Annotated in this window: 20 protein-coding genes and 1 tRNA gene; 14 read left to right on the top strand and 7 right to left on the bottom strand. The window is 71.6% G+C overall.

Annotated features, from left to right (window positions below; translation table 11 throughout):
* Positions 1–51 precede the first annotated feature (51 nt).
* The 7 genes from NFR93_RS04885 to NFR93_RS04855 all read left to right on the top strand — a co-directional run bounded on the left by NFR93_RS04885 (position 52) and on the right by NFR93_RS04855 (position 6,823).
* Positions 52–1,119 carry an aldo/keto reductase gene (locus NFR93_RS04885; protein WP_251450477.1) on the top strand — a complete coding sequence of 356 codons (1,068 nt, stop codon included), beginning with the start codon at positions 52–54 and terminating at the stop codon, positions 1,117–1,119.
* Entirely contained in the window at positions 1,116–2,045 is a 930-nt protein-coding gene (locus NFR93_RS04880; protein WP_251450476.1) for a 4-(cytidine 5'-diphospho)-2-C-methyl-D-erythritol kinase, read from the top strand. The genes NFR93_RS04885 and NFR93_RS04880 overlap by 4 nt, the downstream gene beginning before the upstream one ends.
* 66 nt (positions 2,046–2,111) lie before the next feature.
* Positions 2,112–3,449, top strand: coding sequence for a GNAT family N-acetyltransferase (locus NFR93_RS04875; RefSeq protein ID WP_251450475.1), 1,338 nt, complete (start codon positions 2,112–2,114; stop codon positions 3,447–3,449).
* 131 nt (positions 3,450–3,580) lie between these two features.
* Positions 3,581–4,444 carry an ABC transporter ATP-binding protein gene (locus NFR93_RS04870; protein ID WP_251450474.1) on the top strand — a complete coding sequence of 288 codons (864 nt, stop codon included), beginning with the start codon at positions 3,581–3,583 and terminating at the stop codon, positions 4,442–4,444.
* A complete protein-coding gene (locus NFR93_RS04865) occupies positions 4,441–5,145 on the top strand; it encodes an ABC transporter permease (protein ID WP_251450473.1) in 705 nt (234 codons plus the stop codon). The genes NFR93_RS04870 and NFR93_RS04865 overlap by 4 nt, the downstream gene beginning before the upstream one ends.
* On the top strand, positions 5,142–5,903 hold the full coding sequence (locus NFR93_RS04860; RefSeq protein WP_251450471.1) for an ABC transporter permease: 762 nt from the start codon (positions 5,142–5,144) through the stop codon (positions 5,901–5,903). The genes NFR93_RS04865 and NFR93_RS04860 overlap by 4 nt, the downstream gene beginning before the upstream one ends.
* Positions 5,900–6,823 carry an ABC transporter substrate-binding protein gene (locus NFR93_RS04855; protein ID WP_251450470.1) on the top strand — a complete coding sequence of 308 codons (924 nt, stop codon included), beginning with the start codon at positions 5,900–5,902 and terminating at the stop codon, positions 6,821–6,823. Before NFR93_RS04860 ends, NFR93_RS04855 begins: the two co-directional genes overlap by 4 nt.
* A gap of 72 nt (positions 6,824–6,895) precedes the next feature.
* Here NFR93_RS04855 and NFR93_RS15975 read toward each other — a convergent pair whose 3' ends face one another.
* From NFR93_RS15975 to NFR93_RS04845, 3 genes are read right to left on the bottom strand one after another with little or no spacing between them, the layout of a single operon-like run.
* Complete coding sequence (locus NFR93_RS15975) at positions 6,896–7,024, bottom strand: DUF8730 family Cys-rich protein (RefSeq protein ID WP_285814542.1); 129 nt, start codon at positions 7,022–7,024, stop codon at positions 6,896–6,898.
* A gap of 37 nt (positions 7,025–7,061) precedes the next feature.
* Positions 7,062–7,352 (bottom strand): metal-sensitive transcriptional regulator, encoded by a 291-nt coding sequence (locus tag NFR93_RS04850; protein ID WP_251450469.1) that lies wholly within the window; start codon positions 7,350–7,352, stop codon positions 7,062–7,064.
* Positions 7,349–9,031, bottom strand: coding sequence for an FAD-dependent oxidoreductase (locus NFR93_RS04845; protein ID WP_251450468.1), 1,683 nt, complete (start codon positions 9,029–9,031; stop codon positions 7,349–7,351). Before NFR93_RS04845 ends, NFR93_RS04850 begins: the two co-directional genes overlap by 4 nt.
* A 120-nt stretch (positions 9,032–9,151) precedes the next feature.
* Here NFR93_RS04845 and NFR93_RS04840 point away from each other — a divergent pair, with 120 nt between their 5' ends.
* Positions 9,152–10,963 (top strand): ABC-F family ATP-binding cassette domain-containing protein, encoded by a 1,812-nt coding sequence (locus NFR93_RS04840; protein ID WP_251450467.1) that lies wholly within the window; start codon positions 9,152–9,154, stop codon positions 10,961–10,963.
* Here NFR93_RS04840 and NFR93_RS04835 read toward each other — a convergent pair.
* Positions 10,944–11,471 (bottom strand): MarR family winged helix-turn-helix transcriptional regulator, encoded by a 528-nt coding sequence (locus tag NFR93_RS04835; protein WP_251450466.1) that lies wholly within the window; start codon positions 11,469–11,471, stop codon positions 10,944–10,946. The two genes, NFR93_RS04840 and NFR93_RS04835, sit on opposite strands and share 20 nt — an antisense overlap.
* A gap of 103 nt (positions 11,472–11,574) precedes the next feature.
* On the opposite strand from NFR93_RS04835, the gene NFR93_RS04830 reads away from it, so the two are divergent.
* From NFR93_RS04830 to NFR93_RS04805, 6 genes are all read left to right on the top strand, one after another.
* Positions 11,575–11,646, top strand: a tRNA-Gln gene (locus NFR93_RS04830).
* Between the two features lies 1 nt (position 11,647).
* The gene (gene glmU / locus NFR93_RS04825) at positions 11,648–13,117 is read left to right on the top strand and encodes a bifunctional UDP-N-acetylglucosamine diphosphorylase/glucosamine-1-phosphate N-acetyltransferase GlmU (protein WP_251450465.1); all 1,470 of its coding nucleotides are present in this window, start codon (positions 11,648–11,650) and stop codon (positions 13,115–13,117) included.
* Positions 13,092–14,126, top strand: a complete 1,035-nt coding sequence (locus NFR93_RS04820; protein WP_251450464.1) for a ribose-phosphate diphosphokinase — start codon at positions 13,092–13,094, stop codon at positions 14,124–14,126. Before glmU ends, NFR93_RS04820 begins: the two co-directional genes overlap by 26 nt.
* The gene (locus NFR93_RS04815; protein ID WP_251450462.1) at positions 14,123–14,554 is read left to right on the top strand and encodes an FMN-binding protein; all 432 of its coding nucleotides are present in this window, start codon (positions 14,123–14,125) and stop codon (positions 14,552–14,554) included. Before NFR93_RS04820 ends, NFR93_RS04815 begins: the two co-directional genes overlap by 4 nt.
* Positions 14,551–15,429 carry an FAD:protein FMN transferase gene (locus tag NFR93_RS04810; RefSeq protein WP_251450460.1) on the top strand — a complete coding sequence of 293 codons (879 nt, stop codon included), beginning with the start codon at positions 14,551–14,553 and terminating at the stop codon, positions 15,427–15,429. The genes NFR93_RS04815 and NFR93_RS04810 overlap by 4 nt, the downstream gene beginning before the upstream one ends.
* Before the next feature lie 56 nt (positions 15,430–15,485).
* Entirely contained in the window at positions 15,486–17,051 is a 1,566-nt protein-coding gene (locus tag NFR93_RS04805; protein WP_251450458.1) for an FAD-dependent oxidoreductase, read from the top strand.
* 22 nt (positions 17,052–17,073) lie between these two features.
* Here the strand turns inward: NFR93_RS04805 and NFR93_RS04800 are convergent, their stop codons facing one another.
* From NFR93_RS04800 to NFR93_RS04790, 3 genes are all read right to left on the bottom strand, one after another.
* A complete protein-coding gene (locus NFR93_RS04800; protein WP_353049898.1) occupies positions 17,074–18,618 on the bottom strand; it encodes a sensor histidine kinase in 1,545 nt (514 codons plus the stop codon).
* Positions 18,615–19,349, bottom strand: coding sequence for a response regulator transcription factor (locus NFR93_RS04795; protein ID WP_251450456.1), 735 nt, complete (start codon positions 19,347–19,349; stop codon positions 18,615–18,617). The genes NFR93_RS04800 and NFR93_RS04795 overlap by 4 nt, the downstream gene beginning before the upstream one ends.
* Before the next feature lie 74 nt (positions 19,350–19,423).
* Complete coding sequence (locus NFR93_RS04790) at positions 19,424–20,419, bottom strand: NAD-dependent epimerase/dehydratase family protein (RefSeq protein WP_251450454.1); 996 nt, start codon at positions 20,417–20,419, stop codon at positions 19,424–19,426.
* Positions 20,420–20,488 lie beyond the last annotated feature (69 nt).

The following is a 20,488-nucleotide window of genomic DNA, read 5'->3' as shown; positions in this document are numbered from 1 at the left end:
AGTAAGCCGGATCTGTTACGACGACGTTTCCCTGCCGATAGCCTCGGATCCATGACCGATGCGCCACGCTTCCGCTCCGACGTCGCCGACATCCACCGCCCCTACGCCGCCTCGGGCGAGCGGTATGCGGCCACCGGCTATCGGCAGGTCGGTACGTCGGGGCTCTACCTGCCGCCGCTGTCGCTCGGGCTGTGGTGGAACTTCGGTGACAACATCCCCTTCGACGACCAGCGGACGCTCCTGCGGCACGCGTTCGACCGTGGCATCACGCACTTCGACCTGGCCAACAACTACGGACCGCCCTACGGCTCGGCCGAGACGAACTTCGGCCGCATGATGCGCGAGGACTTCGCGCCGTACCGCGACGAGCTCATCATCTCGTCCAAGGCCGGATGGGACATGTGGCCCGGCCCGTACGGGGATCTGGGCTCGCGCAAGTACATCCTCGCCAGCGCCGAGCAGTCGCTCACCCGCATGGGCCTGGACCACGTCGACATCTTCTACTCGCACCGCGCGGACCCGGTCACCCCGGTCGAAGAGACGGTCGCGGCCCTCGACACCCTCGTCAAGCAGGGCAAGGCGCTCTATGTCGGCATCTCGTCGTACTCCGCCGAGCGCACGGCGGTTGCGGCATCCGTCGCCCGGTCGCTGGGGACGCCGCTGGTGATCCACCAGCCGGCGTACTCGATCCTCAACCGGTGGGTCGAAGACGGTCTGACCGGCGTGCTCGCGCAGGAGGGGATGGGTGCGATCGCCTTCACGCCGCTGGCGCAGGGACTGCTCACGAGCAGGTACCTCGGCGACGGCCCGGTCGAGCGCGCGCAGATGCGCGCCTCGCTCCCCGACTCCGAACTCTCGCCGAAGGGCAAGGCGACGCTCCGCGGCCTGGACGTGATCGCCGACGAGCGCGGGCAGACCCTCGCGCAGATGGCGATCCAGTGGGTGCTGCGCGACCCGGTCGTCGCCTCGGCCCTCATCGGCGCGTCGCGTCCGGCGCAGCTGGACGAGAACCTCGCCGCCGTGAACGGACCGGCCTTCACGATGGAGGAGCTCGAGAGGATCGACGCGCTGTCGGACGGCATCGACGTCGATCTGTGGGCGGATTCGGCGAAGCTGTGACCGGTGCCCTCGCCGACGGCCGCGTGCACGTGCGCGCGCCCGGCAAGCTGAACGTCTTCTTCGAGGTCGGCGACGTCCAGGACGACGGCTACCACGACGTGGCCTCGGCCTACCAGGCGGTCTCGCTGTACGAGGATCTGTGGGCGGAGCCGGCGCTCGACTTCACCGTGTCGATCCGCGGCACGGTGGATGTCGCCGGGGTGCCGTCGGATGACCGCAACCTCGCCCTGCGCGCGGCCCGGCTCCTCGCGCAGCGCATCGGCCACACCGGGGGAGTCCACCTCGACATCGTCAAGCACGTACCCGTGGCCGGCGGCATGGGCGGCGGGTCCGCGGATGCCGCAGCCGCGCTCGTCGCGTGCGATGCGCTGTGGGGTGCCGACCTCGGTTCGGCCGAGCTCCATCGCCTCGCCGCGAGGCTGGGCGCCGACGTGCCGTTCGCGCTCATGGGCGGCACGGCGATCGGCACCGGACGCGGTGATCAGCTCAGCCCCGCCCTCGCGCAGGGACGCTTCGAATGGGTGGTCGTCACGCGTCCCGACGGCTTGTCGACACCCGAGGTGTACGCGCACCTGGACTCGCTGCGCACCCGCCCCGACATCGCGCCGCCGCGCAAGACGCCCGACGTCGACCCCGGAGTGCTGCAGGCTCTGCGCGCCGGTGACCCGCACGCCCTCGCCGCCCACACCCGCAACGACCTCGAGGCCGCGGCCGTGTCGCTGCGCCCGGCGCTCGGCGATGTGCTGCGCCTCGGGCGCGCGTCCGGGGCGCTCGCCGGTTTCGTCTCGGGATCGGGACCGACCCTCGCGTTCCTGTGCGCCGACGCCACCGCCGCTCTCGACCTGCAGGTGACCCTGTCGGCCGCCGGGCACACCGCCCTGCACGTGCACGGGCCCGTCGCCGGGGCCCGCCTGCGCCATGCGTGACAGCCCCTGCGCCGCCCGGCCCGGCGCGCCGGCGCTCTCGCTTCCGCTCCCGGAGAGAGGCTCCCGATGACCACCAACGACGACGCCGTCGACGTCTCCCGCTCGGGCTTCCTGGGCGCCCCCCTCGACCCCGCCTCCGCTGACCGGCTGGCCGGGGCGGGACTGCGCTATCGGTCCGTGCCGGTGGACGACCCGGCATCCTTCGACCCGTGGGTCCAGGTGGTCGCCCGCGGCTTCCAGGACGGCGAGCGATCCGCAGAGCAGCTCGCGGCGATCCGCGAACGCAGCGCATACCGCCGCGTCACCGGGGTGTACGACGGGTCGGCGCCGGACCCGGACGCCCCGGTCGCCACGATCGCGTCCTGGATCGGCGAGCTCGCCGTTCCCGGCGGGGTCGGGATCCCCTCGTGCGCGATCTCGGCGGTGACGGTGGCGCCCACGCACCGGCGTCGCGGCATCGCCCGCGCGATGCTCGAGGGCGAGCTGCGCGTCGCGGCAGCCTCCGGTGCGCCCGCGGCGATGCTCACCGTGAGCGAGTCGACCCTCTACGGCCGCTACGGGTTCGCGTCGGCGGCGTCGGCCGCCGCGTGGCGCATCGACGTCAAGCGGGCGGCGTGGACCGGTCCGGTCCCCGCCGGTCGCGTGGACTTCATCTCGCGCGAGCGGCTCCGCGAGCACATCCCCGCGCTCCACGACAGCGTCCGCCTCGGCACGCCTGGCGAGATCGACGTCCCCGCCGGGCACTGGGACACGCTCGCCGGCACCCGGCCGGACGCGAAGGACGCCGGCGAGGTGCGCGCCGTGCAGTACGCCGACACCTCGGGCACCGTGCGCGGTCTCGCGCTGTACCGGGTGTCCGAGAATCACGACGACCACACCAAGGCGACGGTCGACGTGGTCTACCTCCTCGCCGCCGACGACGACGCCTACGCCGCGCTGTGGCGGTTCTTCGTCGAGCTCGACCTCGTGGGCGAGGTGCGTGCGCGGGAACTGTCGGTCGACGAGCCGCTGTGGTGGATGATCTCCGATCAGCGCGCGGCGACGGTGACGGTGAGCGATCACCAGTACGTCCGCATCCTGGACGTGCCCGCCGCCCTCGCGGCGCGGCGCTACGGCGCGGCGGGTCGCCTCGTGCTCGACGTCGAGGATTCCCTCGGTTTCGCCGACGGGCGCTTCGTCCTCGAGGTCGACGCGGACGGCTCCGCCCGGGCGACGAGGACGACGGATGCCGCGCCGGACGCGATCTCGCTCTCGCTCGGCATCCGCGAGCTCGCAGCCGTCTATCTCGGCGGCGTCTCGGTCGTCACGCTGGCACGCGCCGGTCTCATCGCGGCATCCGACCCGGTTGCGGCGGCACGAATGTTCGGATGGCATCGGACACCGCGCCTGAGCTTCTGGTACTGAGCTCCCGCGCCCGTGCCACGCGCCGGGGCGGTGCACCATAGCGGCGCGGGAGGCCGGGAGCAACCTGCGGTCGCGATCGCCGCGACGTCGCGGAGGTCCGGTACCGTGAACGCGATGAGGGGAGCGCACGCGTGATCGAGTTCACCGATGTGTCCAAGCAGTTCCCGGACGGCACGCTCGCCGTCGAGGACTTCGATCTGGTGATCCCCCCGCACCGCACGACGGTGCTGGTCGGGTCATCGGGGTCGGGCAAGACGACGCTGCTGCGGATGATCAATCGCATGGTCGATCCCACCAGCGGCTCGATCTCGATTGACGGTGACGACATCTCGCGGCGCGACCCCGTGCAGCTGCGCCGCAGCATCGGCTACGTCATGCAGAACTCCGGCCTCATGCCGCACTTCACGGTGGCAGACAACATCGCCACCGTGCCCGTGCTTCAGGGCCGGCCGCGTCGCGAGGCGCGCTCTCGCGCCCTCGAGCTGATGGACACGGTGGGCCTGGATCACGCAATGGCCGACCGTTACCCGCATCAGCTCTCGGGCGGGCAGCAGCAGCGGGTGGGCGTTGCGCGAGGCCTCGCCGCCGATCCGAACATCCTCCTCATGGACGAGCCCTTCGGCGCCGTGGACCCGATCGTCCGCGCCGAGCTGCAGGAGGAGCTGCTGCGCCTCCAGCGGGAGATCGGCAAGACCATCGTGTTCGTCACGCACGACATCGACGAGGCGTTCCTCCTCGGGGATCAGGTCGTCATCCTGGAACGCCAGGCCCGGGTCGCCCAGATCGGCACGCCGGACGAGATCATCGAGAATCCCGCGACGCCGTTCGTGGCGAGCTTCATCGGCGCCGAGAAGGGCAAGCGCGCGCTCAGCCTGCGCCGGACCCCGCACGGCACGGTGGTCGTCGACGCCGAGGGCCGTGCGCAGGGGTCGCTCGTGGACGAGGCCGGCGCAGGAGGCGCCTCGACGGGTACGTCCGAGGGCACGGTCCCGTGAGCTGGATCCTCGACAATCTCGACCTGATCGGCGAGCTCACCCTCGTCCATCTGCGCCAGAGCGCGCTCGCCATCGTCCTCGGGTTCGTCATCTCCCTGCCGCTGGGCTGGGTGGCGTGGCGGTATCGGCTGCTGCGCGGGTGGATCATCACCGTCACCGGCCTGCTGTACACGATCCCGTCCCTGGCTCTCCTCATGATCCTGCCGACGATCTTCGGCTACAGCGCCCTCAGCGAGACCAACCTCATCGTCGCGCTGACCATCTATGCGATCGCGATCATGGTCCGCGCCGTCGCGGACGGCCTCGACAGCGTCGACGACGCAGTCCGCCGCTCGGCGACCGCGATGGGCTTCGGCTCCCGGCGCCGCTTCTGGACCGTCGACCTGCCGCTCGCGGGTCCGGTCGTCCTCGCGGGGCTCCGGGTCACCGCAGTCAGCACGATCTCGCTGGCCACCGTCGGCATCCTCGTCGGGGTCACCAACCTCGGCTACCTCTTCACCAATGGGTTCGATCGCCGAATCCTGGCCGAGGTGTTCGCCGGGATCATCGCCGTCGTCGCCCTGGCCCTCATCATCGACGGGCTGCTCGTGCTCGCCGGCCGGGCGCTCATGCCCTGGACACGGCGCACGAGCACCGCGCGCTCCGCCCCGGCCCGCGGCGGCGAGAGCATCGCGAGCGCCGAGGCAGGGGCAGCCGCATGAACCTCATCCTGGACGCGTTCGCCTGGATCTTCTCGCCCGACCGGCTCGAGGGTCAGTACGCCATCCCCACCCTCCTCGGCCAGCACCTCTGGTACACCTTCCTGCCCGTGGCGATCGCGGCGGTCATCGCGATCCCCGCCGGCTGGGCCATCGGCCACACCGGCCGCGGGCGCGAGATCGCGGTGGCGATCTCCGGGGCGGCGCGCGCGATCCCGTCCTTCGGCCTGCTCGTGCTCCTCGTGCTGCTGCTCGGCGTCCTCCGCCGCCCGGAGGCCGCCGTGATCACCTTCGTGCTGCTGGCGATCCCCTCGCTCCTCGCCGGTGCGTACACCGGCCTCGAGGCCATCGACCGACGCGTGATCGACGCAGCCAAGGCCATGGGCATGACGCGCTGGCAGGTGCTGTGGCGCGTCGAGGTGCCCCTCGGTCTGCCCCTGCTGATCGGGGGGCTCCGTTCTGCGACCCTCCAGGTCGTCGCGACCGTCACCATCGCCGCCTACGTCAACCTCGGCGGCCTCGGCTTCCCGATCATCCAGGGCATCCCGCTGCGGCGCTTCGATCAGGTGCTGGGCGGCGCGATCCTCGTCGCCGTCCTCGCGCTCGTCCTCGACGCGCTTCTGGCGCTCGCGCAGCGCGCCGCCCTTCCCCGCGCCCTGCGCGACGCACCCCGCGGACGGCGCCGGTCGCGCGACGCGACGGCATCCCCACAGACCACCACCGACCCGACCCCCACCGAACAAGAGAGAATCGCATCATGAGAACAGCGCACAGCACCCGCCTCCTCGCCGCGGCGGGCCTCGCCGCCGCCACCGCCCTCGTCCTCGCCGGTTGCGCCTCGGGCGACCCGCTCGAGGCCGACACCGACACCGATCCGGGTGACACCGGCTCCAGCGAGACGATCGTGGTCGGCTCGCAGGCCTACTACTCCAACGAGATCATCGCCGAGATCTACGCGCAGGCTCTCGAGAATGCCGGCTTCGACGTGGAGCGCCAGTTCCAGATCGGCCAGCGCGACGCGTACCTCCCGGTCATCGAAAGCGGAGAGATCACGCTCTTCCCCGAGTACAGCGGAAACCTGCTGCAGTACTTCGAGCCCGACACCGAGGCGCGCACCCCCGAGGATGTCGAAGCCGCGCTCGCCGATGCGCTGCCCGAGGGCCTGACGGTCCTCGACGCGTCCGAGGCCAGCGACCAGGACTCGTACACCGTCACGGCGGCCTTCGCCGAGGAGAACGGGCTGGCGAGCATCGCCGACCTGGCGGATGTGGAGGGCCCGCTGACCCTGGGCGGCCCGCCCGAGCTCGCCGAGCGCCCCTACGGGCCGTCGGGCCTCGCAGACACGTACGGCGTCGAGGTCGAGTTCTCGGCAACCGGCGCCACCACCGTCGAGGACCTCGTGGCCGGCACGATCGACATCGGGAACGTCTATACCGCCGATCCGAAGATCGAGACCGAGGACCTCATGGTCCTCGACGACCCCGAGGGCCTTTTCCTCGCGTCGAACGTGATCCCGCTCGTGAGCACCGATGTCGCCGACGAGATCGCGGACGTCATCAACGAGGTCAGCGCCGCCCTGACGCCGGAGGGCCTCGTGGCCCTCAACGTCCAGAGCACCGTCGACCAGATGTCCTCTGCCGACATCGCTTCGGCATGGCTCGAGGAGAACGGTCTGGTCTGATCCGGTCCGGTACCGACGACGATGGCCCGCCTCCTCGGAGGCGGGCCATCGTCGTCGCGAGAGGCGTTGCGGTCAGGGCTGGTCCGGGTGGCCCGGGCAGCGCGACGCCTCGGGGACGCCGGCGAGCGCCTCCTCGACGTGCTGACCGCAGCCGGCCCAGGTGGCCTTGCCGCAGGTGGTGCAGGTGATGCGCTGACACATGTCGGTCTCCTTCGTGGATGCGGGTGTGGGGGAGGGGTCAGGCGAGTGAGAGGAAGAGCTTCTCGAGCTCCTCGGCGGTGAGGCCCTCGGCCGCGGCGGTGGCGTCGGGATCGACCACGCAGTCTCTCATCGCGGTCGAGATGATGGCGAATCCCGCGCGGTCCAGCGCGCTCGTGACGGCGGCGAGCTGGGTCACGACGTCGCGACACGATCCGCCGTTCTCGACGGCCGCGATGACAGCCGCCAGCTGACCGTGCGCGCGACGCAGCCGGTTGACGACCCGCTTCTGCGCGGCGGCCTGCTCCTCGGGTGTTCCGGTGATCATCATGCGAATGCTCCTTCGGTCGACAGGATCCGTTCGACGTCGGCACCGTACCAGTGACGGAGGGTCTGGATGCCGCCCGACAGCGACGACGAGTCGAAGCCCGCACCGACGAGGATGCGGTGGGCGATGTTCGCGCGGACGCCGGCGGCGCACATGACGCGCACCGGACGGTCGGCGGCGGCATCCCGTACCTCGTCGAGCCGGCCCCGCAGTTCGGTGTGCGGGATGTTCAGGGCCCCGGGAAGATGCCCGGTGGCGAACTCGGCGGCGCTCCGGACGTCGAGAACGAGCGCCTCGTCGCCGATCGTCGCGGCGTCTTCGGCGTACCAGAGACGCAGTCGGCCGGTCCTGACGTTCTCGGCCACCATGCCCACGAGGTTGACGGCGTCCTTCGCCTGGCCGTAAGGCGGCGAGTACGCCAGATCGAGGTCGATCAGGTCGTCGGCGGCCAGGCCGGCGCGCAGCGCCGTGGCGAGCACGTCGATGCGCTTGTCCACGCCCTCGGTGCCCACGGCCTGCGCGCCGAGGAGCCGCCCGTCCTCGCCGACGTGCACGATCAGGTGCATCGCGGCGGCACCGGGGAAGTAGCCGGCGTGCTGGTTGGGGTGCAGGTGCAGGGTGCGGTAGGCGATGCCGGCCGCGTCGAGGGCTGTCCGGTTACCCCCGGTCATCGCCGCCGTCAGGCCGCCCACGCGCACGATCGCGGTTCCCAGCGGCTGGGTGATGGCCCGGCCGCTGCCGCTGCCGAAGATGTCGTCGGCGATGAGACGGCCCGCGCGGTTGGCGGGCCCGGCGAGCGCCACCGGGCGCACCGCGCCGGTGACGGCATCGACGGACGCGGTCGCATCCCCGGCCGCCCAGACGCCCGGGGCCGACGTGCGGCCGCGGTCGTCCACGACGATGGCGCCGCGCACGGTGTCGATGCCGGCGGCCTCGACGAACGCGGTGTCGGGCCGGACGCCCACCGACAGGACGATGACGTCTGCGGCGATGCGCGTACCGTCGGCGAGGACGACGGTGTCGGCGTCCGCGCCGTGCTCCACGCTGTCCGCGCCGACCCCGTCGTGCACGCGGATGCCGAGGCCCTGCAGCTCCTCGGTGACGAGGGTGGCGAGCTCGCGCTCGAGCGGGGGGAGCACGTGGGGAGCGAGCTCGACGACGTCGACGTCGAGGCCGGCGTGTCGGAGGGCCTCGGCCGCCTCGATCCCGATGAAGCCGCCGCCGAGGACGACGGCCCGGCGCGCGCCGGTGGTCACGCGCTCGCGAAGGGTCACGGCGTCGGCCACCGTCCGCAGGGTCCGCACGCGCGGCGAGTCGAGCCCCGGGAGCGGGGGCACGAGCGCCGAGGCGCCCGGTGAGAGCACGAGCGCGTCGTAGTCGAGGGTGTCGGTGCCGTCCTCCGAGAGCACGGTGACCGTCCGCGCGACGGTGTCGATCGCGGTGACCTCGTGACCGGTGCGCACGTCGAGGTTGAGGGCCGCGCGCAGCGTCGTCGGCGTGTGGAGGAGGAGCGAATCCGCGTCGGCGATCTCTCCGCTGACGTGATACGGCAGGCCGCAGTTCGCGAACGACACCTCGGGTCCTCGCTCGAGGACGACGATCTCGGCGGTCTCGTCGTGCCTGCGGGCACGTGCCGCGGCGCTCATGCCTGCCGCGACGCCTCCGACGATGATGATGCGCATTCCCACTCCTCTCAATACCCCTTAGGGTATCCCATTGACGCTCGCAACTATACCCCCGGGGGTATACCGAGTGCAACTCGGCGACGACTTCCAAGGCTGCTCGCCTAGCCTGGAGACGATATGGCACATCTTCTGGGGGCTGAAGCCCTCCATCTCGAGTTCCCCACCCGCGTCGTGTTCGAGGGGGTGTCGCTCGGCGTCGACGAGGGCGACCGCATCGGCATCGTCGGACGCAACGGCGATGGCAAATCCAGCCTCATGGCGATGCTCGCCGGACGCCGCGAGCCGGACTCCGGACGCGTGACGGTGCGCGGCGGCGTCCGGGTGGGCGTGCTCGATCAGGCGGACGTGCTGGACGACTCCCTGACGATCGCCCAGACCGTGGTCGGCGACCGACCCGAGCACGAATGGGCGGGCGACGCCCGCACCCGCGATGTCATCGCGGGGCTTCTGTCCGACATCCCCTGGGACTCGCCGGTGCGCGACCTCTCGGGTGGGCAGCGCCGACGTGTCGCGCTGGCCGCTCTGCTGAGCGGCGACCACGACGTGTTGTTCCTGGACGAGCCCACCAACCACCTCGACGTCGAGGCCATCGCCTGGCTCGCCGACCACGTGAAGCGCCGCTGGAGCCCCGGCGCCGGGGCTCTGCTGATCGTCACGCACGACCGATGGTTCCTCGACGAGGTCTGCACGCGCACCTGGGAGGTCCACGACCGCATCGTCGAGCCGTTCGACGGCGGGTACGCGGCCTACATCCTGCAGCGGGTCGAGCGCGACCGGCAGTCGGCGGCGATCGAGGCGCGCCGGCAGAACCTCGCCCGCAAGGAGCTCGCGTGGCTGCGGCGCGGCGCTCCCGCGCGCACGTCGAAGCCGAAGTTCCGCATCGACGCCGCCAACGCCCTCATCGAGGACGTGCCCGAGATCCGGGATGCCGTGACGCTGCGCTCGCTGGCCGTGTCGCGACTGGGCAAGGACGTCGTCGACCTCCTCGACGCCTCGGTGTCGTACCCCGACCCGCTCGAGCCCGAACGCACCCGGAAGGTGCTGAGCGACGTCGAGTGGCGGATCGCCCCGGGCGAGCGCACCGGCATCCTCGGTGTCAACGGCGCCGGCAAGTCGACCCTGCTCGGCCTCGTCTCGGGTGAGGTGGAGCCGACCGGTGGTCGGGTCAAGCGCGGCAAGACCGTCAAGGTCGCGACCCTCTCGCAGCGGCTCGACGAGCTGGAGGACCACCTGCAGGACCCGGTCCGCGTCGTCATCGAGGGCCTTCGCACCACCTACTCCTTCGGGTCGGGATCGAAGACGCAGGAGCTGTCGCCGGGGCAGCTGCTGGAGCGGATGGGGTTCTCGAGCGCGCAGCTGTCCACCCCGGTCAAGGACCTGTCAGGCGGCCAGAAGCGCCGTCTCCAACTGCTGCTGATCCTCCTCGAGCAGCCCAACGTGCTGATCCTCGACGAGCCCACGAACGACCTCGACACCGACATGCTCGCCGCGATGGAGGACCTCCTGGACACGTGGCCGGGGACGCTGCTGGTCGTCTCGCACGACCGCTACTTCCTCGAGCGCGTCACCGACCAGCAGTACGCGATCCTCGGCGGTCACCTGCGCCACCTGCCCGGCGGCGTCGACGAGTACCTGCGGCTGCGCTCGCGCCAGCAGGCGGAGGAGTCCGCGCCCACCGCCGCGGCCGGCTCGGCCCCGGCCGGGCTCGGCGGTGCCGAGCTTCGCACGGCCCAGAAAGAGCTGTCGGCGCTGGAGCGGCGGCTCGAGAAGCTGGAGAAGCAGATCGCCGCCGCCCGCACCGCGCTCGCCGACCACGACCAGGCCGACTACGTCGGTCTCGGCGCCGAGATGGCGCGGATCGGCGCGCTCGAATCGGAACGGGACGATGTCGAGGCGGCGTGGTTCGCCCTCACCGAGCGGATGGGCTGAGGGGAGTCGCCGACGCGTCGAAGCCCAGGCTGAGCTTCCGCAGCAGGCTCGCCAGGCGCTCGCGGTCACCGCGCGACAGGGCGCCCAGAAGCACGGCCTCGGCATCGACCAGTCGGGTGATCGCGGCATCCACGCGCACCCGGCCGTCCTCGGTGAGGGTGACCAGCACGCTGCGGCCGTCTGCGGGATCCGCCTCGCGCCGCACCAGTCGGCGGGCGACCAGGCGGTCGATGCGGTTGGTCATCGTCCCGCTCGAGACGAGGGTCTGCTGCAGGAGCTGCTTGGGACTGAGCTGGAACGGCTCTCCGGCGCGACGCAGCGCCGACAGCACATCCCACTCCCAGGGCTCCAGATCGCTGCGGCGGAACGCGTCGCGCCGAGCGCGGTCGAGGTGTCGCGAGAGGCGGTCGACCCGCGACAGCACCTCGAGGGGCGAGAAGTCCAGGTCGGGGCGCTGCACGCCCCACGCGCCGACGATGCGGTCCACTTCGTCGGTCTCGTGCGTCATGGCTCCATTATCGGGCTCGGATGGGCGTCGGCCGGGAATCGTGGTGCGTCGCGGCGATCGGGGCCTGGCAGACTTGACGGGCGGCGTCCGCTGGGGGCCGCGGTCCGCCGTGGTGTAATGGCAGCACGACAGCCTTTGGAGCTGTGAGGTCTAGGTTCGAGTCCTGGCGGCGGAGCATGAGCGACAACATCGACGCGCGCCTCGCGGTCATCGTCCTTGCGGCCGGGCAGGGCACGCGCATGAGATCATCCCTGCCGAAGGTTCTGCACCGCATCGGCGGACGCTCCCTCGTCGGCCACGTGCTCGAGACGGCGCGGGCACTCTCTCCCGAGCGGACGGTCGTCGTGGTGCGTCACGAGCGCGACCTCGTGGCCGAAGCGATCGCCGAGGCGGCTCCCGACACGATCGTCGTCGATCAGGACGACATCCCCGGAACCGGCCGCGCCGTCGAGATGGCGCTGGCGGATCTGGCCGATTACGAGGGCGACGTGCTCGTGCTCAGCGGCGACGTGCCGCTCCTCGAGACCGGCACCCTGCAGGAGCTGCTGCGCGCGCACCGCGAGCGCCGCGCCGCCGCGACAGTGCTGAGTGCGACCGTGGACGACGCCACCGGCTACGGGCGGGTCATCCGCGACGACGCCGGCGGGGTCGCGCGCATCGTCGAGCACAAGGACGCCGACGAGGCCGAGATCGCCGTCAGCGAGATCAACGCCGGCGTCTACGTGTTCCAGGCCTCTCCGCTGCGCGAGCAGATCGCCCGAGTGGGGACGGCCAACGCACAGGGGGAGAAGTACCTCACGGACGTGGTTCGACTCCTCCGCGAGGCGCAGCTCACCGTCGCCGCGGCTTCGGCGCCGGATGCCGCCGCCGCCCTCGGGGTGAACGATCGCGTGCAGCTGTCCGAAGCCGCGCGCATCCTCAACGCGCGCACCGTCCGCCGCTGGCAGCTCGAGGGCGCCACGATCCTCGATCCGGCCACGACGTGGATCGACGTGACCGCCACCCTCGCTCCCGACGTCACGGTGCTCCCGGGCACGCAGATCCTGCGTGCCACGACGGTCGCCGCGGGCGCGGTCATCGGGCCCGACACGAGCCTCGTGGACTGCGAGGTGGGGGAGGGGGCGACCGTCCGCCGGTCCGACGCCACCCTCGCCGTCATCGGTGCCGGTGCCACGGTCGGACCCTTCGCGTACCTGCGCCCGGGAACGCAGCTGGGCGCCGACGGCAAGATCGGAACCTTCGTCGAGACCAAGAACGCCGTCATCGGCGAGGGCAGCAAGGTGCCCCACCTGTCCTACGTGGGCGACGCGACCCTCGGTCGCGGCGTGAACCTGGGCGCCGGTGCCATCACGGCCAACTACGACGATCTGGCCAAGCACCGCACCGAGATCGGCGACGAGGTGCACGCCGGCTCGCATAACGTCTTCGTCGCGCCCGTTAGGATCGGAGACGGCGCGAAGACCGGAGCCGGAGCGGTCATCCGCAAGGATGTCCCCGCCGGCGCTCTGGCATTGAGTGTGGCTCCCCAGCGCAACGTCGAGGGGTGGGTCGAGAAGAACCGACCGGGAACGGCGGCGGCCGACGCGGCCGCAGCAGCCCGGTCCGCACAGGAAGCGGACAATGGGGCGCAAGAAGAAGACCGTTGAGCTCGACCGCGACAACGACATCGCGCCGGGCCTGGTCGCCAAGACCAAGAAGCGCCTCGTCGTCGCGCGCGGCAGCTCGCACCCGGAGCTGGCGATCGACGTCGCCGAGGCGCTCGGCACCGAACTGGTGCCCACCGAGTACCGCACGTTCGCGTCGGGCGAGATCCTCACCCGTTTCGAGGTCTCGATCCGCGGCTGCGATTTCTTCCTGATCCAGAGCTTCGGGCCGCCGGTCAACGAGTGGCTCATGGAGACGCTCATCATGCTGGATGCCGCCAAGCGGGCATCCGCCAAGCGCATCACCGTCGTGGCGCCCTACTACCCGTACTCCCGGCAGGACAAGAAGGGCCGCGGGCGGGAGCCGATCAGCGCCCGCCTGGTCGCCGACCTCATGCGCACCGCCGGCGCCGACCGGGTGATGAGCGTGGACCTGCACGCGGCGCAGATCCAGGGCTTCTTCGACGGACCCGTCGACCACCTGTTCGCCAAGCCGGTGCTGCTGGAGTACTTCGAGAAGACCCTCAGCGCCGCCGATCGCGAGGCGCTGACGGTGGTCTCGCCCGACACCGGCCGCGTCCGTGTGGCCGACACGTGGTCGGACAGCCTCGGCGCACCGCTGGCGATCATCCACAAGCGCCGCGATCCGAATGTGGCCAACCAGGTGACGGTGAACGAGATCGTCGGCGACGTCGAGGGTCGCGTGTGCCTGCTCGTGGACGACATGATCGACACCGGCGGGACGATCGTCAAAGCCGCGCAGGCGCTGAAGGCCAACGGCGCCGTGAAGGTCATCGTCGCCGCCACGCACGCGATCTTCAGCGATCCCGCCGCCGCGCGACTGCAGACCGACGCGATCGACGAGGTGGTCGTCACCGACACCGTCCCGATCCCCGAGCACAAGCGCTTCCCGACCCTGACGGTGCTGCCGATCGCCCCCCTTCTGGCGCGCGCGATCCACGAGGTGTTCGAGGACGGCTCGGTCACCAGCATGTTCGACGGCGCCGCATGACCGCGGCTGCGCGTCCGGTGCGGTTGGCCGTCGCCCTCGCCGGCGTGACCGGCACGCTCGCCCTCCCGGCGTGCGCGGGGGCGTCGGCCGACACCGATCAGCCCGGCGGTGCGGCCTCGGGCGGGGACGCCTCGTACACGGACGGCACGTACACCGCCGAGGGGTCGTACGCGACGCCCGAGACGGTCGAGACCATCCAGGTGACGCTGACGCTCGAGTCCGACGCCGTCACCGCGGTCGAGGTGACGGGCGACCCCCAGCGGCCCGAGTCCGAGCAGTACCAGAGCCAGTTCATCGGCGGCATCAGCGACGAGGTGGTGGGCGAGGACATCGACGACATCGCCGTGTCGCGCGTCGCCGGCTCCTCGCTCACGAGCGGCGGCTTCACCGAGGCGCTCGAGGCGATCAAGGCCGAAGCGGCGGAGTGATCGCGTCGGGACCGGCCACCTGGCGGTTCGACGCGATCGGCACCGCCTGGGAGGTCGTCACGGATCGTCCGCTCGACGAGGCGGTACGCCGCGAGACGGCTGCGATCATCGAGCGCTTCGACGCCGCCTGGTCGCGCTTCCGCCCCGACTCCCTCGTCTCCCGCCTCGCCCGGCACGGCGGCCGGGTACCCGCCCCGAGCGATGCGGCCCCGCTGCTCGACACGCTGGCCGAGGTGGCGACGGCGACCGGTGACGCGGTGAACCCGCTCGTCGGGGGCTCCCTCGAGCAGCTCGGCTACGGCGCCGCCTACACCCTGCGCGCCGGCGCTGCGGTCCCAGCGCCGTCGGACTGGCGCGCGGCGCTGTCGTGGAGCGCCGACGAACTCGCGCTGGAGCCGCCCGCGATGATCGACGTGGGCGCGCTCGGTAAAGGGCGGCTCGTGGACCTCGTGCTCGGCGCACTTCCGCCCGGCGACGCGGTCGTGGACGCGGGCGGCGACATCGCCGTCCGCGGGCAGCCGGTGCGCATCGGCCTGGAGCACCCGTACGACTCCCGCCGCGCGATCGGCGTGTGGGAGATCACGGATGCCGCGCTGTGCGCATCGGCGGTGAACCGGCGGGCGTGGGGCGACGGACTCCACCACGTCCTCGACGCGCGCACCGGCGAGCCGGTCCGCGCCGTCGCGGCGACATGGGCGGTCGCCGACGACGCGATGCACGCCGACGCGCTGGCCACCGCCCTGTTCTTCGAGTCGGGCCCGGAGGTGGCCGCGCGGTGGCGCGGCACGTGGAACACGCAGTGGGTGCGGATGCTGACCGACGGGCGCGTGGAGTGGTCGCCCGGATGCGACGCTCAGCTGTTCGGCGGGCGCTAGCGTGGTGCAGTGACGTCTCCGACCGCCCTCGCCGCGCCCGTGCCCCAGGAGCCGCCGTGCTGAGCACCATGACCGCGGCGTTCAACCGCGTCTTCGCCGTCCTCGGTCGCGTCTCGATGTACCGCGTCGTGTACTTCGCGCTGGCGGCCCTCGCCGTTATCTCGCTCGTCCTGTCGTTCTTCGGGCTCGTCGCACCGTCGCCCCTCGAGCTGATCGCGACGCTCGCGGTCCTCTCGGCCGTATGCGTGGCGGTGGATGCCGCGGCGCAGCGCATCCTGAGGTTGCACTGGCGGCTGGAATCGTCGCTCATCACGGCGCACATCCTGCTGTTCGTCCTCCGTCCGACGCTGGAGGCCGCAGCCCTCGGCGGCATCGCGCTCGCGGCGGCGGTCGCGTCGCTGTCGAAGTACGTGCTCGCCTGGCGCGGCCGTCACATCTTCAACCCCGCCGCTGCCGGCGCCTCGGCCCTGACGCTGCTCGCGATCGCCGTGCCGGCCCTGGGCGCCTCGTCGTGGTGGGTGGGCACCCCCGCACTGGCCGGACCCGTGATCGTCCTCGGGCTGGCGGTGCTGTGGCGCACCGAGAAGATCCGCGTCGCCGCGGTGTTCCTGGTCGTGGCGATCGGGGTGGGGGTCCTGCGCACCGGCGCGCAGTACCAGCAGGCGGGGCTTCCCGTCGACCTGGGCGACATCGCCGGACCCATTCTGTGGTCCTCTCCGTACCTCTTCCTCGGCGCGTTCATGCTGTCGGAGCCCCTCACTCTCCCGCCGCGCCGGTGGCAGCAGCTGACGGTGGCCGCCGTGGTCGGCGTTCTCGCGGGCTGGCCGATCCTCATCGGCGAGTTCAGCCTCGGCCAGGAGCGCGCGCTCATCATCGGCAACCTCGTCGCCTTCGCGTTCTCGGTCCGCACGGCCGTGAAGCTGACGCTCGCCTCCCGCGACGATCTGTCGCCGACGGTGCGCCAGCTGACCTTCCGGGCCCACCGGCGCCTGTCGTTCACGCCGGGACAGTATCTCGAGCTGGATGTTCCGCACCGGCATCCCGATGCCCGCGGCACCCGCCGGGAGTTCAGCATCGCCTCTGCGCCCGAGGATCTGCCGCTGGTGCGGGTCGCTTTCCGCGAGGCGCCCAGCAAGAAGCCGCTGAGCTCGTACAAGAAGGCCCTGGCGCAGGTGACGGCGGGAACGGATCTCGCCGTGACCGGTGTGTGGGGTGACTTCCTGCTCCCGACGCGGACGACGGCGCCGGTGCTGATGGTGGCAGCGGGAATCGGCGTCACTCCCTTCGTGTCGCAGCTGCGGCACATGACGGCCACCGGCCAGGACCGCGACATCGTCCTGGTCTACGTCGCGTCCGAGCCCGAGGAGCTGGTGTTCCGCGACGACATCGCCGCCTCCGGCATTCCCGTCATCGTCTTCACCCGCACCGAGCCGGCAGGTCTGCCGCCGCAGTGGCGATGGGCCCGCGGGGTCCGGCTCGACGCCGACGGGCTGCTGCGGGTGGTTCCCGACATCGCCTCGCGGCACGCCTACATCTCGGGTCCGCCGGGACTCATCGCCGAGCTCGCACCGGCGCTCGAGCGGGCGCGATCGATCACGACGGACGCGTTCTCGGGTTACTGAGCCCGCGGCGCCGGCCGTGCTCTCACCGCTCCACTCCGGCCGCTGCGGGCTCCTGGGGGCGCGCCGGAAGGCGCACCGTGAAGACGGTGTCGCCGGGCACGCTGTCGACGGTGAGCGCACCGCCGTGCGCCGACACGATCGCCCGCGCTATGGACAGGCCGAGGCCGGTGCCGCCGGTCTTGCGAGCCCGCGAGCGATCCGCGCGCGCGAAGCGCTCGAACAGCTCGCCCTTGACGGCATCGTCGACACCGGGACCGTCGTCGTGCACGCGAAGCACCGCCTCGGCCCCCTCGCGTGCGACGCTCACCGTGACCGTCGTCCCCTCCGGCGTGTGGGTGCGGGCGTTGGCCAGCAGATTGGCCACCACCTGGTGCAGGCGTCCGCTGTCGCCGGCCACCACGACCGGCTCCTCATCGACGTCGAGCCGCCACGTGTGCGCCGGGCCCGCCGGGCGCGCGTCGCCGACGGCCTCGATCGCCAGCTGCGTGAGGTCGACCGATCCGAAGACGAGCTCCTGACCCTCGTCGAGGCGGGCGAGCAGCAGCAGGTCCTCGACCAGGGTCGTCATGCGCAGCGACTGTGCCTGGATGCGCTCCAGCGCCGATCCGGTGGTCTCGCTCAGCGAGGGGTCGCGCAGCGACAGTTCGGAGTAGCCCCGGATGGAGGCGAGCGGCGTCCGCAGCTCGTGGCTGGCGTCGGCGACGAAGCGCCGCATGAGCTCCTCGTTGCGCTGGCGCGCCGCCAGTGAGGAGTCCACGTGATCCAGCAGGGTGTTCAGCGCGTGGCCGACCCGCCCGATCTCGGTGGATTCGTCGGTCTGGGCGTCGGGGACGCGCTCGTCGATCGTGACGGCGCCCTGGGACAGCGGCATCGCGGCCACGCGCTCGGCGGTGTCGGCGACCGAGCGCAGGGGTTTCAGGCTCCGGCGGATGACGAGCGCGATGGCGACGCCGAGAAGCAGGAGCCCGCCGGTGGTCACCAGGGCCACGGTGGTGAGGATCTGACCGACGATGCCGCTGACCTCGGTGGTCGGAAGCCCCGCGAGGATGAAGGCCCCCGACGGGGAGCCGCTCATGAGCACGCGGTAGTCGCCCACACCGTCGACCCGGACCGTGGCATTGCCCCGCGGCTCCATCGCGTACAGCAGCTCGGCGATCTGATCGTCGCCGAGCTCCGCCACGGTCTCGTCGGCCGTCACGTACGCGCCGGTCAGTCCCGACTGGTTCTGCAGGACGAGGAGGAAGCCTTCGGGCTGACGACCGGAGGTCAGCACGTCCTCGGCGGTGGAGTCGGGCGCCCCCCGCAGCGCACCCGCCGCCGAAAGCAGCCGCGCGTTCAGGTTCTCGTTGAGGATGCTGCCCAGCAGCGCTCCCGTGGCCACGCCGACGAGGGTGAGGATGAGCGCGACGATGCCGATGACCGTCACCATCAGGCGGGTCTGCAGGCTCCACGAGCGCGGCGCCCGAACGCGCGGGAGGCGCACGACCTCGGGTTCGGACTCGGCAGTGCCGGCGGGGGTGGTGCCGGTGGGGGCGGTGGAGCCGGCGAGGCCGACGGGTCGGGTCACTGGGGCGCCTTGATCATGTACCCGACTCCGCGGACGGTGTGGATGAGGGGCTCGCGGCCCTGATCGATCTTCTTGCGCAGGTACGAGATGTACAGCTCGACGACGCTCGAGCGGCCGCCGAAGTCGTAGTTCCAGACCCGGTCGAGGATCTGCGCCTTGGAGACCACGCGCCGCTGGTTGCGCATGAGGAAGCGCAGCAGCTCGAACTCGGTCGCCGTGAGCTCGATCGACGTGCCGTCGCGGTCGACCTCGTGGCTGTCCTCGTTGAGGCTCAGATCTCCCACCCGCAGGATCGGCTCGGCTCCGGCGGCGTGGGCCGTGCCGGCGCGGCGCATGAGGCCTCGCAGGCGGGCGACCACCTCTTCGAGACTGAAGGGCTTCGTCACGTAGTCGTCGCCTCCCGCGGTGAGCCCCGCGACGCGGTCGCCGACGGCATCCTTCGCGGTCAGGAAGAGCACCGGCACGTCATCGCCGGCCTGGCGCAGCCGCTGCAGCACCGCCATGCCGTCGAGGTCCGGCATCATGATGTCGAGCACGAGGGCGTCGGGCGAGAACTCGCGCGCGGCCTGGAGCGCCTCGTACCCCGAGCCCGCCGTGCGCACCTCCCAGCCCTCCATGCGCAGCGCCATCGAGAGCAGATCGGTGAGCATCTGCTCGTCGTCCACGACGAGGACGCGGGGGGCCGTGCCGTCGAGGCGCGTGAGTCCGGAGCTGGGGTTGAGAGCCGTCATGACCCCATTGTGTCGGCGTTCCTATGCGCTTCCTATGGCGCGGGCTATGCACCGGCTGTGAATAGGATGCCGCGTCAGCCGATGCTGCGGGCGTGGGCGGCGAGGCGGTCGAACAGCGCGTTCTTGTCGTCGTCGACTTCCTGTGCTCCGGGGTGCGCGTCGTAGTACGCGAGGATGCGGCGCGCGCCCTCGTCGAACGTCACGGTCGTGCGGAACTGCGGCACCAGCGCTGACACCTTGGCGTTGTCGAACACCATCGCATGGGCCTTGTCGCCCACCAGCCCGGGTCCCAGATCCGGGGCGGCGGCGGCGATCGTCTCGGACGCGACGTGCACGAGGTCGGGCCCGGGGACTCCGGCGGCTTCGGCCAGCCAGGTGTAGATCTGATTCCACGTGGGGGCGTGGGTGCCCGTGAGGGTGAAGGCTTCGCCGATCGCGGCGGGGTGTCCCAGCAGTCCCGTGAAGGCCACGGCGACGTCGTCGCTGTGGGTGATCGTCCACAGGCTCGTCCCGTCTCCGTGCACGATCACCGGTGCCCCCGCCCGCATGCGCGCGATGTCGGTCCAGCCGCCGAGGGTCGGGAGCATCTGCTCGTCGTATGTGTGCGAGGGGCGGACGATGGTGACGGGCAGTCCCCGGTCGCGGTAGGCGGCGACCAGGAGGTCCTCGCACGCGATCTTGTCGCGGGAGTACTTCCAGAAGGGGTTGCGCAGCGGCGTGGACTCGGTCACCGGGAGCAGTCTGGGCGGTTTGTCGTACGCCGAGGCGGAACTGACGAACACGTACTGCCCGCAGGCGCCCTCGATGCTCGACAGCAGGTCGGTCACATGCTCGGGGGTGAATGACAGGAAGTCCGCGACGACGTCGAACTCCTCCGACCCGACGGCGGCCCGCACGGCGTCGGGGTCGCGCACGTCGGCTTCGAGCCGTCGCACCTCCTGCGGGATGTCGCGTCGTCCGCTGCCGCGGTTGAGGACGAACACCTCGTCGCCGGCGGCGACGGAGCGTCGTACGCACGCCGCGCTGATGGTGCCGGTGCCGCCGATGTACAGGATGCGTCTGACCGTCATGCGACCCGACTCTACGCGGGACGGCCGACGCGAAGGGCGGACTCCCCGGGGAGTCCGCCCTTCGCCGGT

The sequence above is a fragment of the Microbacterium sp. Marseille-Q6648 genome (assembly GCF_943181415.1).
Lineage (GTDB): Bacteria > Actinomycetota > Actinomycetes > Actinomycetales > Microbacteriaceae > Microbacterium.
The sequence above is the reverse complement of the archived record's forward strand: the minus strand, read 5'-3'. Positions and strand labels throughout refer to the sequence as shown.

Coding starts and splice junctions, on each gene's coding strand:
- glmU (WP_251450465.1), top strand. CDS start 11,648: ATGAGCGACAACATCGACGCGCGCCTCGCGGTCATCGTCCTTGCGGCC.
- NFR93_RS04790 (WP_251450454.1), bottom strand. CDS start 20,419: ATGACGGTCAGACGCATCCTGTACATCGGCGGCACCGGCACCATCAGC.
- NFR93_RS04840 (WP_251450467.1), top strand. CDS start 9,152: ATGGCACATCTTCTGGGGGCTGAAGCCCTCCATCTCGAGTTCCCCACC.
- NFR93_RS04855 (WP_251450470.1), top strand. CDS start 5,900: ATGAGAACAGCGCACAGCACCCGCCTCCTCGCCGCGGCGGGCCTCGCC.
- NFR93_RS04795 (WP_251450456.1), bottom strand. CDS start 19,349: ATGACGGCTCTCAACCCCAGCTCCGGACTCACGCGCCTCGACGGCACG.
- NFR93_RS04820 (WP_251450464.1), top strand. CDS start 13,092: ATGGGGCGCAAGAAGAAGACCGTTGAGCTCGACCGCGACAACGACATC.
- NFR93_RS04875 (WP_251450475.1), top strand. CDS start 2,112: ATGACCACCAACGACGACGCCGTCGACGTCTCCCGCTCGGGCTTCCTG.
- NFR93_RS04815 (WP_251450462.1), top strand. CDS start 14,123: ATGACCGCGGCTGCGCGTCCGGTGCGGTTGGCCGTCGCCCTCGCCGGC.
- NFR93_RS04885 (WP_251450477.1), top strand. CDS start 52: ATGACCGATGCGCCACGCTTCCGCTCCGACGTCGCCGACATCCACCGC.
- NFR93_RS04835 (WP_251450466.1), bottom strand. CDS start 11,471: ATGACGCACGAGACCGACGAAGTGGACCGCATCGTCGGCGCGTGGGGC.
- NFR93_RS04845 (WP_251450468.1), bottom strand. CDS start 9,031: ATGCGCATCATCATCGTCGGAGGCGTCGCGGCAGGCATGAGCGCCGCG.
- NFR93_RS15975 (WP_285814542.1), bottom strand. CDS start 7,024: ATGTGTCAGCGCATCACCTGCACCACCTGCGGCAAGGCCACCTGGGCC.
- NFR93_RS04860 (WP_251450471.1), top strand. CDS start 5,142: ATGAACCTCATCCTGGACGCGTTCGCCTGGATCTTCTCGCCCGACCGG.
- NFR93_RS04850 (WP_251450469.1), bottom strand. CDS start 7,352: ATGATGATCACCGGAACACCCGAGGAGCAGGCCGCCGCGCAGAAGCGG.